The sequence below is a fragment of the Streptomyces sp. M-16 genome, assembly GCF_052114405.1.
GTDB lineage: Bacteria > Actinomycetota > Actinomycetes > Streptomycetales > Streptomycetaceae > Streptomyces.
This window is the reverse complement of record NZ_JBFRER010000088.1, coordinates 1-12,955: the sequence shown is the minus strand read 5'-3', so window position 1 is coordinate 12,955 and position 12,955 is coordinate 1. Positions and strand designations below refer to the sequence as shown.

Here is a 12,955-nt window from a genome sequence, read left to right as displayed (position 1 = left end):
ATCGAACGACACCCGCTGACGGCATATCAACGGGACGTCTGGGCCGCCGCCTCCCAGGCTCCCGGATCACCACAGTTCAACGGTGTCCTCCACGAGAGGCTGAGGGGCCGCGTCGACCACGACGCGCTCACCCGGAGCGCCGAGAACGTGTTACGGCGTCACGGGACCTTCCGGCTGCGGTTCGGCGAGAACGGGGGGAGGCCCTTCCAGTGGGAGGCGGGCGAGGACATCCGCGTCACCACGGTGGACCTCACCCGGGAGCCCGAACCGGACGTGGCGTGCGCCGAGTGGACGCGGCGCTCGATGGATACGGCACTGCCCCTCACGGACGGCGGCGCCCTGGTCGAGGCCACACTGCTCCTGGAGGGCCCGGACCTCACGCACCTGCACGTCAAGGTGCACCACATCCTCGCCGACGGCTGGACCGTCCACCGGCTCAGCCACGAGATCTTCGAGGAGTACGAGCGGGACACCGCAACCCCCGGTGCGGCCGCCCGCCCCGACGGGACCTCCTCCTACCTCGAGTTCGTCGAGGAGGAGGCCGCCTACCGCGCCGGTCCCCAGGGCGACCGGGACCGGGCCTTCCACCGGGAGGCCCTGGCCGGCGTGACGCCCGCGCTCTTCACGCGCACCGCCGACGAGCACGCGCGCGGGCGCCATTCGTTCGTCGTTGAGGCGAGCCTCGTCGACCGGGTCCGCGCCGCGGGCTTCTCGCCTTTCGCCTACATCACCGCCGTGTTCGGGACCTGGCTGACCCGGCTGCACCGCAGCGAGGAAGCGGTCCTGGGGATCCCCTTCCTGAACCGGCCGGAGGCCCACCACAAGGACGTCCTCGGCCAGTTCGCCAACACCCTGCCGCTGCGGGTCCCGGCTCCCGGCGGACGGACGGTACGGGAACTGGTCGCCGAGACCCAGGCCGCGACCCGCGCGCTGCGGCGCCACGAACGGCTCTCGCTGGGCGACGTCCTGCGCGAACTGCCCCCCTCCGCCAACGGCCCGCGCCGGCTCTTCGACGTGACGCTCTCCTACCTGCACTGGCCGCCGCCGGAGTCGGTCACCGGCGTCGAGCGGCAGACGGCCATGATGGCCCCCTCGCACGACCAGGACGCCCTGGGCGTCATCGTGTCCGCCTTCGACGGCACCGCCGACATGCGCGTCGACCTGGACTACGCCCGCGACGTCTTCGACGAGGACCTGCCCATCGCGTCCGTCGTCGGCCACCTGCGGACCATGCTCGAACACGGCGTGACCATGCTGGACGCGCCGGCGTCGACCGTCCCGATGCTGACGCCCGCCGAACACGCGGACCTCACGGAGGTACGCAGCCACGGTCCGCGGGTACCGTACGCCGACGGGGCCACGCTGCACGGACTGTTCGAAGCACAGGCCGCCCGCCGCCCCCGGCAGACCGCCGTCATCGGGGCGGCGGGCGAGACGCTGACCTACGCCGAACTCGACGAGCGGGCCAACCGGATCGCCCGGTCCCTGCGCGAGGACGGCGTGGGCGCGGACGACCGCGTCGCGGTGATGCTGGAGCGCGGTCCGCAGCTGATGGCGGCGCTGCTCGGCGTCCTGAAGTCCGGTGGCGCCTACGTACCGGTGGATCCCGGCTACCCCGCCGAGCGCGTGCGGTTCCTGCTGGAGGACAGCCGCGCCAAGGTGGTGATCGTGGACGGCTCCGGCCCCGCCGCGGGCCTGCCCGACGGGGCGAAGGCGCGGCACGTCGAGGAGCTGTCGCAGGGCAGCGGCGCCCCGCTCGCGCCGGTCTCCGGCTCCCGCGATCTGGCGTACGTCATCTACACCTCCGGTTCGACCGGTCGCCCCAAGGGGGTGATGGTGGAGCACCACAGCGTCGTCAACCGCCTCGCCTGGATGCAGCGCCGCCACCCGCTCGGCGACGGCGACGTCCTGCTGCAGAAGACGCCGGTCTCCTTCGACGTATCGGTGTGGGAGCTGTTCTGGTGGGCCGTCGAGGGCGCCGCGGTGGCCCTGCTGCCGCCCGGCGGCCAGCAGGATCCGCAGGAGATCCTGCGGGCCGTGCGGGAGCGGGGGGTCAGCGCCCTGCACTTCGTGCCCTCGATGCTCGGCCCCTTCCTCGACCTGCTGGAGAGCCTGCCGGAGGGCCGCGCGGGCCTGGACTGCCTGCGGTACGTCTTCTGCAGCGGCGAGGCCCTGCCGCCGGCGGGCGTCGAGCGGTTCAACCGCGTCTTCGGCGCCTCCGGTGCGGAGCGTCCCGTACGGCTGGTCAACCTGTACGGGCCGACCGAGGCCACGGTCGACGTCTCGTACCACGACTGCCCGGGGGACCCCGACGAGAAGGTGACCCGGGTCCCGATCGGACGGCCGATCGACAACACCCGGCTGTACGTGCTGGACCCCGCCGGCCTGCCCCAGCCGGCCGGCGTCGCCGGAGAGCTGTGCATCGGCGGCGTGGGTGTCGCCCGGGGCTACCTGGACCGGCCGGAACTGACCGCCGAGAAGTTCACCGACGACCCGTTCACGCCCGGCGGACGCCTCTACCGCACCGGCGACCTCGCACGATGGCTGGCGGACGGGACCCTGGAGTACCTGGGGCGGATCGACGGCCAGGTCAAGATCCGGGGCAACCGCGTGGAGCCGGGCGAGGTCGCCGACGCCCTGCGCTCGCTCCCCGGCGTCCGTGACGCCATCGTCGTGGACCGCAGCACCGACGACCGCGGCACCCACCTCGTCGGCTACTACGTCGCCGACGCCGACCTGGACGACGCACGGCTGCGCGAGGGGCTCGCGCGGACCCTGCCGGCGTTCATGGTCCCGGCCCACTTCCTGCGGATCGACGCCGTTCCGCTGACCCCCAACGGGAAGGCCGACCGCGGTGCGCTGCCCGAGCCCCGCAACGCCGCGGACCCGGACGGCGGCCGACCGCCGCGGAGCCGCGCCGAGGCCGTCCTCGCCGAGATCTGGGCCGAGGTGCTGGGCTGGGAGCACGTCGGCGTCCACGACGACTACTTCGCGCTCGGCGGGGACTCCATCCTCATGCTCAGCGTGCGTGCCCGGGCCGAGGCCCGGGGCCTGCGCTTCTCCCTCACCGACCTCATCCGGAACCCGACGGTGGCGGGGCTGGCCGCACGGGCCGAGGAGGTGACCGCGCCGGAGGGCAGCGGCGCCCCCGCACCGTTCGCCCTCGTGTCCCGTGTGGACCGGGCCCGGCTGGAAGGCACCGAGGACGCCTGGCCGGTCACCCGGCTCCAGCTCGGCCTGCTCTACCACAGCCGCAGGCGCGAGACCTCCGCCACGTACAAGGACGTCTTCCGCTACACCCTCGAACTGCCCTGGAATGAAGAAACGTTCCGCCGGGCCTTCGGCAGGCTGGTGGCACGCCACCCGGTGCTGCGCTCCGCCTTCGACCTCGCCGGCTTCTCCGAGCCGTTGCAGATCGTCCGCCCGCAGGCCCCCGGCGGCCTCGACGTCCTCGACCTGCGCCCGCTCGACGATGCGGCGGCCGAAGCCGAGGTCCACGCACACATCGAGGCCCGGCGCCTGCACCCCTACGTCTTCGACCGGGCGCCGCTGTACCTCTTCCGCGCGCACGTCCGGCCCGAAGCCGTCGACCTGGTCCTCAGCTTCCACCACGCGTTGCTCGACGGCGGCAGCGTGGCCACCCTCCTCCAGGAACTGCTCCAGGACTACGCCCACGGCCTGGGCCTGGCCATCGGCGCCGTGGACGACCCCCCGGCCCCCTCGGCGGCGGCCTACGCGCGGGAGGAGCGCGCGGCCCTGGAGGCCGAGGAGTCACGGCGGTACTGGAGGCAGAAGCTGGCCGGCGCCGAACCCCTGCAGATCGAGGCGTTCCGTACGCACCTGCCCGGCACCGACGGGGAGCCGTCGGCGCACCGCGCCGACCTCGATCCCGAACTCCTCTCACAGGTACGCGAGTTCGCCGCCGCGCAGCACCTGCCGGTCAAGTCCGTGTTCTTCGCGGCGCACTGCCTGACCCTGGCCATGTTCGCCGGCACCGGTGACGTGACCACCGGGCTGATCACCCACGGACGGCCCGAGCTCGCCGGCGCCGAACGTACGGCCGGGCTCTTCCTGAACACGGTGCCCCTGCGCCTGGACGTCACCCGGGACCGGTGGCTGGACGTGGCGCGCGAGGCCTTCCGGCAGGAACAGGACGGCCACCCCCACCGCCGCTACCCGCTCAGCGCCATCCGGGAGGACCACGGCGGCCCCGTCCTGGACACCGCCTTCAACTACGTGCACTTCCACCAACTGTCCCAGGTCCTCGGCCTGCCGGACGTGCGCCTGCGCGACGTCCGCACCTGGGAGGAGACCGACTTCGGCCTCCTGGTGAACGTGGTGACCGAGCCCGACGGCGGACGCGTGTGGATGCGGATCGACCACGACGGCACCGGATTCTCCGCCGACCAGGCCGCCCTCTTCGCCGACGGGTACCGCAGGATCCTGCGGAGCATGGTGGAGGACCCCCACGCCGAACCCGACTTCGCCTTCCTCGCGGGCCGCCCGGCCCTGGCCCGTGCCGCGCACCACCCCACCGTCGTCGAACGCTTCGCACGGCAGGCCGCCCGCACTCCGCAGGCGACCGCCCTGGTGATGGGGGAGGAGCGGTGGGACTACGCACGGCTGGACGCGACGGCCGCTAGGGTGGCCCGCCGGCTGTGCGGACTCGGCGCCCCGCTCGGGGCCCGGATCGGGATCGCCATGGACCGCTCGCCACGGACCGTCGCCGTGCTCCTGGGCGTGCTGCGGGCCGGCTGCGCGGTGGTGCCGCTGGACGTCGGCTACCCCGCGAAGCGGCTGGCCGAGATGCAGGAACAGGCCAAGCCCTTCCGGGTCATCGCCCACACCGCCCACGCCGGCCTCGTCCGTGACCCGTCGCTGCTGCTGCCCGCCGAGTCGGTGACCGAGCCGTCCGCCGGGCCCGTGGCGGAGCCCCCCGCCGCGATCCCCGCCGACACCACCGCCTACGTCCTGTTCACCTCCGGCTCCACGGGCCGGCCCAAGGGCGTGGCCATGCCGCACCGTTCCCTGGCGGGCCTGGTCGCCTGGCAGACCCGGGCGCCGAGCGGCGCCGCGGGCGGTGCCACCCTCCAGTACGCGCCGATGAGCTTCGACGTCTCCTTCCAGGAGGTCTTCTCCACGCTCTGCTCCGGCGGCACGCTGCACCTGATCGGCGACGCCGAGCGGCGCGACATGCCGGAGCTGCTGCGGCTGATCGACCGCGCGGGCATCGAGCGCGTCTTCCTGCCCTACGTGGCGCTCCAGCAGCTGGCGGAGACCGCGCAGACGCTGGGCATCACCCCTCGCGCGCTGCGGGTGCTGGTGTCCTCGGGCGAGCAGCTGCGCGTCACCCGGGAGATCCGCGCCCTGTGCGCCGCCCTGCCCGGCGTCGTGCTGGAGAACCAGTACGGGCCGACGGAGACCCACGTCGCCACCGCCTTCACCATGACCGGGGACCCCGCCGCCTTCCCCACGCTGCCCCCGATCGGACGCCCCGTCGACGGCGCCGAGGCACATGTGCTGGACGCCCGCATGCGCCCGGTCCCCGCCGGGGTGCGCGGCACCGTCCACCTCGGCGGCACCTGCCTGGCCGACGGCTACGAGGGCCGCCCGGACCTCACCAAGGAGCGCTTCGTCCGGCATCCCTTCGCGGGCGAGGACCGGATGCTGTACGACACCGGGGACCTGGGGATGGTGCTGCCCGACGGGACGCTCGTGTACACCGGCCGGGCCGACGCCCAGGTCAAGGTGCGCGGCTACCGCGTCGAACCCGCCGAGGTGGAACTGGCCGTCACCGCCCTCACCGGGCAGTACCCGTGCCTGCGCGACGCCGCCGTGGTGGCCCGGCAGGAGAACGGCGAAAGCCTCCTTGCGGCCTTCCTCGTGGGCGAGGGCACCACCGACGATCTGACGGCCATCCGGGAGAGCCTGCGCACCGAGCTGCCCGAACACCTCGTCCCGTCCCGCCTGCAGTGGGTGACCCACCTGCCGCTGACCCCCAGCGGGAAGCGGGACGACGCCGCCCTGCGCCGGATGCCGCTCGCCACCGCCGCCGAAGCCGGGACCACCGGACCCCGCGACGCCCACGAACGCGCCCTGTGCGAGATGCTGGCCGAGCTGCTGAACCTGCCCGCCGTCGGCGTCCACGACAGCCTCTTCGACCTGGGCGGCACCTCGCTCACCGCGATGCGGCTGACGGTCCGGATCGAACAGCGCTACGGCGTCGCCATCCCGCTGTCACAGTTCATCGCCGCTCCCACCGCGGCCAGGCTCGCGGCACGGCTGCGCGAGGGCGGCGCCGCCCCCGCCTTCGACCCCCTGGTCCCCATCCGCCCGCAGGGCACCCGCCCGCCGCTGTTCATGGTCCACCCCATGGGCGGCAACGTGCTGTGCTACGTGCCCTTCGCCCGGCACCTTCCCGAGGACCAGCCGCTCTACGCGCTCCAGGCGTGCGGCTCGGACCCCGGCACCACACCGCTCGGCACCGTCGAGGAGCTCGCGGACAGCTACATCGCCGCACTGCGGACGGTGCAGCCGCACGGTCCGTACAGCGTCGGCGGATGGTCCTACGGCGGCTTCGTCGCCTTCGAGATCGCCCGCCGCCTGCGGGACGCGGGCGAGGAGGTGGCCCACCTCGTGCTCCTGGACACCACCGCGCTGAGCCGGCGGGAGCGCCACCGGCACGACGACGACGCGCTGCTGGGGTGGTTCTTCTGGGAGCTGCTCTGGCTGGGGCGCGGCGGGGACTCGCCGATGGAGGTCATACCCGACGAACTGGAAGGCCTGGACGAGAAGTTCGACTTCATCGCCCGCCTCGCGGCCGACGAGGGCGTCCTGCCGGCCGGCAGTTCGGGAGCCGTCATCCGCCGGCTCTTCGGCGTCTACCGGGCGAACTGGCAGGCGGCGCTGGAGTACCGCCCCGAGGGCGGGTACCGGGGGCTCACCCTGATCCGCGCGATGGAGCCCCTGCCGGACGTCCTCGCCGCGATGCACGGCGCGGCCGGAAGCCGCCACGAGGACGAGTCCAACGGCTGGCGGGACATCACGGGCGGCCCGCTCCGGGTCATCGCCGTGCCCGGCGACCACCTCACGATCATGGAGGAACCGTACGTGGAACACATGGCCAGGACGGTCGCGGACCTGATCGGGTCCGAAGACGCCGAAACCGCCGAAACCGCCGGATCCGACGAGGAGAACTGACGACATGTCGACGGATCGCCCCCTGAAGGCCATCGTCATCGGAGCCGGTATCGGCGGGCTGGCCTGCGCGGTCGCCCTCCGCCGGGTCGGGATCGACGTGGAGGTGTACGAACGGGCCACCGAACTGCGCGCCGCCGGTTCCGGCCTGTCGGTCATGAGCAACGCCATCAGCGCCCTCGCCACGCTGGGCATCGACCTGGGCCTGGAGGACCGCGGCCGGGTCGTCGAGTCGTTCACCGTCACGGACCACGGCGGCCGTCTCATCAGGGACCTGCCCTTCAAGGAGGTCTGCGAGAAGGTCGGCGCGCCCAGCGTCTGCCTGAGCCGCTCGGACCTCCAGAAGGCCCTGCTGGAGGCGGCCGGGGACTGCCCCGTCCACCTGGGCGCCACCGCGACCGGCTTCGAGACCGACGACTCGGGCGTCGTCGTCCGCTTCGGCGACGGGAGTTCGGCGCGCGGAGACCTCCTCATCGGTGCCGACGGGTTCCACTCGGCCGTGCGCGGCCGGCTCGTCGGACCGGAGACCTCCCGGGACAGCGGCTACGTCTGCTGGCTCGGCATCGTCCCCTTCCGCCACCCCGCGCTCGCCCCGGGCGCCGTGCGCCACTACTGGGGCAGCGGACAGCGCTTCGGCCTCATCGACATCGGCCACGGGCGCTACTACTGGTGGGGCACCCGGAACATGCCCGAAGACCGCTCGCGCGCCTGGGACGGCACCAAGGAGGACGTCGTCCGGGCGTTCGAGGGGTGGGCCGACGAGGTGCGGTCGGTGATCGAGGCCACGCCGCCCGGGGACATCCTCGCCACGCCCTCCCACGACCGTCCGTTCCTGGAACGGTGGGGAGAGGGCCCCGTCACCCTCCTCGGTGACGCGGCCCACCCCATGCTGACCACCCTCGGCCAGGGCTCGGCCATGGCGATCGAGGACGCCGTGGTCCTGGCCCACACCCTGGCCGGTCCGCAGGCCCGCGAGGACCTGCCGCTCGCCCTGCGGACGTACGAGGACCGCCGCCGTGAGCGGACCCGGGCCATGGTCGCCGCCTCCCGGGCGATGAGCGACCTCGAACAGGCCGACACCCCCGAACACCGCCGGGTCCGCGACGACTACTTCCGGCTGACGCCGCACGAGGAACTCGCCCGTCGGAACGAGGAGGCGCTGACCTTCCCCGCCGCTGCGGTGCCCGGACCCCTCGTCCTGCGCGACCCCGGCGGCCACGGGCTCCCGTAGGAGTCGGCCCCCGCCGCCCCGGCCGGACCGGGGCGGCGGGGGCTCAGCCTCCGCGCAGGGTCCGTACCCGCGTCTCGATCGCCGTGATCAGCGCCTCGACCCTGACCTCGAAGATCTGCTCCTCCGTCACCTCGGCGAGCTCGGTGCTCAGCCCGGTGATGTGCGGGAAGCCCTCGGGATCCACCAGCCGGTACTCGCGGCTCCAGGACGACTCGTCGGCCGCGCGGACGTCCGGGTCGAAGAGCATGTAGGCGGCGCGCTGGCCGACGTAGGCCAGCAGGGAGTCGCCGACCATCCGGTAGTGCACGGCCGCCTCGCGGCCTTCGAGCCCGGCCTCCGTGACGGCGCCGAGGATCAGTTCCACCACCCGGAACTCGTTGGGTCTGCGGGTGGTCCGGCTGGCCATGGTCGAGCCGACCACCGGGTACCTGAGGGCGACCTCCAGGGAGCCGGCGGCCAGGGCCCGCAGCCGGTCCTTCCAGTCGAGGCCTCCGGGGATGCTGTCGAGGACCTCGCCCAGGGTGCGGTCCGCCACGGACAGCAGCAGGTCGTCCTTGTCGCGGAAGTGCCGGTACACCGCCGTCGGGTCGGCACCGAGCTCCTCGCCGAGACGGCGCACGGTGAAGGCGTCCGCGCTGCCGCGCGCCGCGATGCGCAGGCTCGCTTCGATGATGGCGTCGGGCGTGAGCTGGCTGCCGGCGCGCTTGGACCGGGTGGGTGTCTCGGATGACTTCGGCATGGTGCGGTCAGTGTAACGATGCGGAACAGAGGCAGCGCAACACCGTTGACAACACTGTTGCGCTCCCGTTCACTCCTCCTCAACGAACACGCCGTGCGGGCCCGGCCCGCCGAGCCGGAGGAAGCGTCGATGGACCGGAACAGGCAGCGCAGCAGGCAGCGGGCGGACACCGTCTTCGTGGGAGGACAGGTGTTCACCGGGACCCGCGCGACACCGGTCGACGCGGCCGTGGCCGTCGGCGCGGGCCGGATCCTCGCCGTCGCCGACGAGAGCGCCGTGCGCTCCCTGGCGGACGCGGGCACCGAGGTGGTGGACCTCGCGGGCGGGCTGCTCGTCCCCGGATTCCAGGACGCCCACGTCCACCCGGTCGTGGCCGGCCTCCAGATGCTCGGCTGCGACCTGAGCGGGGAGCACTCGGCCGACGGCTACCTGGCCGTGGTGGCCGCGTACGCCGCAGCGCACCCCGAAGCGCCGTGGATCCGCGGCGGCGGCTGGTCGATGGACGTCTTCCCCGGCGGCACCCCCACCCGGGCCATGCTCGACGCCGTGGTCCCCGACCGCCCCGTCCTGCTCGGCAACCGCGACGGACACGGCGCCTGGGTCAACACCCCCGCCCTGCGCCTCGCCGGCGTCGACGCCGCCACCCCCGACCCGGTGGACGGCCGGATCGAGCGGGAACCGGACGGCTTCCCGGCCGGCACCCTCCAGGAGGGGGCCGTGGAGCTGGTCGCCCGCCACGTGCCGATCGCCACCGCCGACGAGGCCCACGCCGGCCTCCTCGCCGCCCAGGAGCACCTCTTCTCCCTCGGCGTGACCGGCTGGCAGGACGCCATGATCGGCGCCTTCCCCGGCCACCCCGACAACTACGACGTCTACCTGCACGCCGCCCGCGAGGGGTCGCTGCGGGCCCGGGTGGTCGGCGCCCTGTGGTGGGACCGCGAGCGCGGGCTGGAACAGATACCCGGGATCGAGGAGCGCCGCCGCACCGGACGGGTGGGCCGCTTCAACGCCACCAGCGTCAAGATCATGCAGGACGGCATCGCCGAGAACTTCACGGCCGGCATGCTGGAGCCCTACCTCGACGGCTGCGGCTGCGCCACCGGGAACTCCGGCCTCAGCTTCATCGATCCCGATCTCCTCACCGAAGCCGTACGGCTCCTCGACCGCTCGGGCTTCCAGCTCCACTTCCACGCGCTCGGGGACCGCGCGGTCCGGGAGGTCCTCGACGCCCTGGAAGCGGCCCGCGCGGCCAACGGCGCCAACGACAACCGCCACCACCTCGCCCACCTCCAGGTCGTCCACCCCGACGACATCGCCCGCTTCGCCCGGGTGGGGGCGGCCGCCAACATCCAGGCGCTGTGGGCCGCCCACGAACCGCAGATGGACGAGCTGACGATCCCCTTCCTGGGCCCCGAACGCGCCGCCCTCCAGTACCCGTTCGCAGACCTCGGGCGCGCCGGAACCCGCCTGGTCGCCGGCAGCGACTGGTCCGTGAGCAGCCCCAACCCGCTCTGGGGCATCCACGTCGCCGTCAACCGGACCGTCCCCGACGAGGCCGCCGGAACCCCCGACGGAGCCCACGGCCCCCGCGGCCGCCGCGAGCCGGTCGCGCCCTTCTTCCCGGAGCAGGCCCTGACCCTCTCCCAGGCCCTGACCGCCTACACCGCCGGCAGCGCCTGGGCGAACCACCTCGACGCGGTCACCGGCACCGTCGAGGAGGGCAAGTACGCCGACCTCGTCGTGCTCGACCGCAACCCCTTCGAGCTGCCCCCCGGCGAGATCGCCGGGACCCGGGTGCGCCGCACCTACCTCGACGGCGAACAGGTCTTCGCCGCGAAGGACTGAGCGCCGGTCCCCACCGGCGACGCACCGCAACGCCCCGGCCGGTCCGCCCGCCGCCGGGCAGCACCCCGCACCTCAGGAAGCTCACCCCTCACGGAGGCAGACGATGCCATCAGCCCGATCAGCCCGATCAGCCCGATCAGCCCGATCGAGAGCGACACGCACGCCGAGCACCAGCCGTACCCCCCATACCTCCCGCACCTCTCGAACCGCCCGCCTCCGGCACGCCGCGGTCGGCGGCCTCGCCGCCACCGCCGTGTTCCTCACGGGCGGGTGCAGCGGTACGGCCCACCCGGCGAAGGACGCGGCCGCCGCCTACCGGATCACCGACCGCACCCCCGCCCCGGCCGGTGACCTGGCCTCCTTCACCTGGTCCACCTTCGCCGAGCCCGCCTCCATCGACTACGCACAGTCCTTCGACTACCCGCCCAACCAGATCCTCGCCAACGTCTGCGAGAGCCTGCTGCGCTGGAACCCCGACCTCACGACCTCCCCCAACCTCGCGGAGTCGTTCAGCAACCCCACCCCCACCACCTGGGTCTACCGGATCCGGCCCGGAGTGCACTTCCACGACGGGACCCCGCTCACCGCCGACGACGTCGTCGCCTCACTGCGCCGCAACCTCGACCCGGCCGTGGCCAGCGTCTGGGCCTACCCCTTCAAGAACGTCAAGTCGGTCGATCGCAGCGGGGACATGGAGGTCACCGTCACGCTCACCCAGCCCGACTCCACCTTCAACCGGTACCTCGCCGCCGCCCCCGGCACGGTGGAGTCCGCCGCCACCCTGGCCAAGGCCGGCAAGGACTACGGGAACCCGCAGACCGGCGTCAACTGCACCGGCCCCTTCTCCTTCGGTTCCTGGACCTCCGGCCAGTCCCTCACCCTCAAGCGCAACGACGCCTACTGGAACCCCGAACTCAAGGCCAGGTCCGGCGAGGTGAAGTTCGTCTTCCTCGCCGACGCCACCACCCGGGTCAACGCCTTCCAGTCCGGCGAGGTCGACGGCGGCTGGATGGTCCCGCCCAACGCGTATGCCCAACTGCGCTCCACCCAGGCCGGAAGCCTCTACTTCGGCCGCAACACCACCGTCGCCGACGAGGTCGTCGGCAACCTCAAGGGCCCCCTCGGCGACGCCCGCGTACGCCGGGCCCTGCTCATGGCCATCGACCGCAAGGGCATCGTCAAGGCCGGAGCCGGCGGCGCCGGAGAGGTCGCCGACTCGCTCGTCACCGACAACCTGTGGAACGACGCGCCCGCCGCCACCCGCGAGGCCCTCCTGAAGGACCTGCCGAAGTACCCGTACGACCCGGCCAAGGCCAAGGCGCTCGCCGCCGAGGCCGGAGTGTCCGGCCAGAAGGTCGTGATCGCCACCAGCCCCCTGGACTCGCAGACCACGATCATCACCCAGGCCGTCGCCCAGGCCGCCACGGCCATCGGACTCGAACCGCAGATCGACAGCGTCTCCGCCGAGAAGTACACCGCGCTCTTCACCGACCCCGCCGCCCGCGAGGGCGTCGACCTCTTCCTCACCTTCTGGTACACCTCCATCACCGATCCGCTGGACATGTACGCCTCCCTGCGCACCGGCGCGTTCAGCAACTACGGCGGCTGGTCCGACCCCGCCTACGACGCGGCCGTCGACCGCGCCGTCGACACCTACGACCCGGCCGGCCACGCGGCGGCCAATGCCGAGGCCCAGCGCATCGCCCTGCGCGAACTGCCCTGGCTGCCCCTGTACACCCAGCCCGTGAGCGTCTTCCTGGGCAAGCGGATCACCGGCGTCCAGCCCTCCATCGCCTACCTCTACTACCCGTGGGCCGCAGAGATCGGAGCCAAGGGATGACCGAAGAGCCCCCGGGCACGGCGCCGCCCGCCCCGGCCGGGCCCGTGCCGACCGCCCCCGCCCCGGCCGTCCCCGCCCCGGCCGTCCCCGCCCCGGCCGTCCC

5 protein-coding genes are annotated in these 12,955 nt (G+C 73.3%); 4 read left to right on the top strand and 1 reads right to left on the bottom strand.

Going from position 1 to position 12,955, the window contains the following annotated elements; all coding sequences use genetic code 11:
• Both AB4039_RS30375 and AB4039_RS30370 read left to right on the top strand, forming a co-directional pair.
• Entirely contained in the window at positions 1–7,200 is a 7,200-nt protein-coding gene (locus tag AB4039_RS30375; protein ID WP_442272307.1) for an amino acid adenylation domain-containing protein, read from the top strand.
• Positions 7,201–7,204: 4 nt separating this feature from the next.
• Entirely contained in the window at positions 7,205–8,428 is a 1,224-nt protein-coding gene (locus tag AB4039_RS30370) for an FAD-dependent monooxygenase (RefSeq protein ID WP_266846162.1), read from the top strand.
• 43 nt (positions 8,429–8,471) lie between these two features.
• Here the strand turns inward: AB4039_RS30370 and AB4039_RS30365 are convergent, their stop codons facing one another.
• Positions 8,472–9,167 (bottom strand): TetR/AcrR family transcriptional regulator, encoded by a 696-nt coding sequence (locus AB4039_RS30365; protein WP_442272291.1) that lies wholly within the window; start codon positions 9,165–9,167, stop codon positions 8,472–8,474.
• Between the two features lie 129 nt (positions 9,168–9,296).
• Between AB4039_RS30365 and AB4039_RS30360 the strand changes: the two genes are divergently transcribed.
• Both AB4039_RS30360 and AB4039_RS30355 read left to right on the top strand, forming a co-directional pair.
• Positions 9,297–11,012, top strand: a complete 1,716-nt coding sequence (locus AB4039_RS30360) for an amidohydrolase (protein ID WP_442272290.1) — start codon at positions 9,297–9,299, stop codon at positions 11,010–11,012.
• Between the two features lie 253 nt (positions 11,013–11,265).
• Positions 11,266–12,852: an ABC transporter substrate-binding protein gene (locus AB4039_RS30355; protein WP_266846165.1), complete on the top strand. Its 1,587-nt coding sequence runs from the start codon at positions 11,266–11,268 to the stop codon at positions 12,850–12,852.
• The last annotated feature ends 103 nt before the right edge of the window (positions 12,853–12,955 follow it).

Excerpts from the sequence above, each read along its gene's own strand:
- AB4039_RS30365 (WP_442272291.1), bottom strand. The coding sequence starts at position 9,167 with ATGCCGAAGTCATCCGAGACACCCACCCGGTCCAAGCGCGCCGGCAGC.
- AB4039_RS30370 (WP_266846162.1), top strand. The coding sequence starts at position 7,205 with ATGTCGACGGATCGCCCCCTGAAGGCCATCGTCATCGGAGCCGGTATC.
- AB4039_RS30360 (WP_442272290.1), top strand. The coding sequence starts at position 9,297 with ATGGACCGGAACAGGCAGCGCAGCAGGCAGCGGGCGGACACCGTCTTC.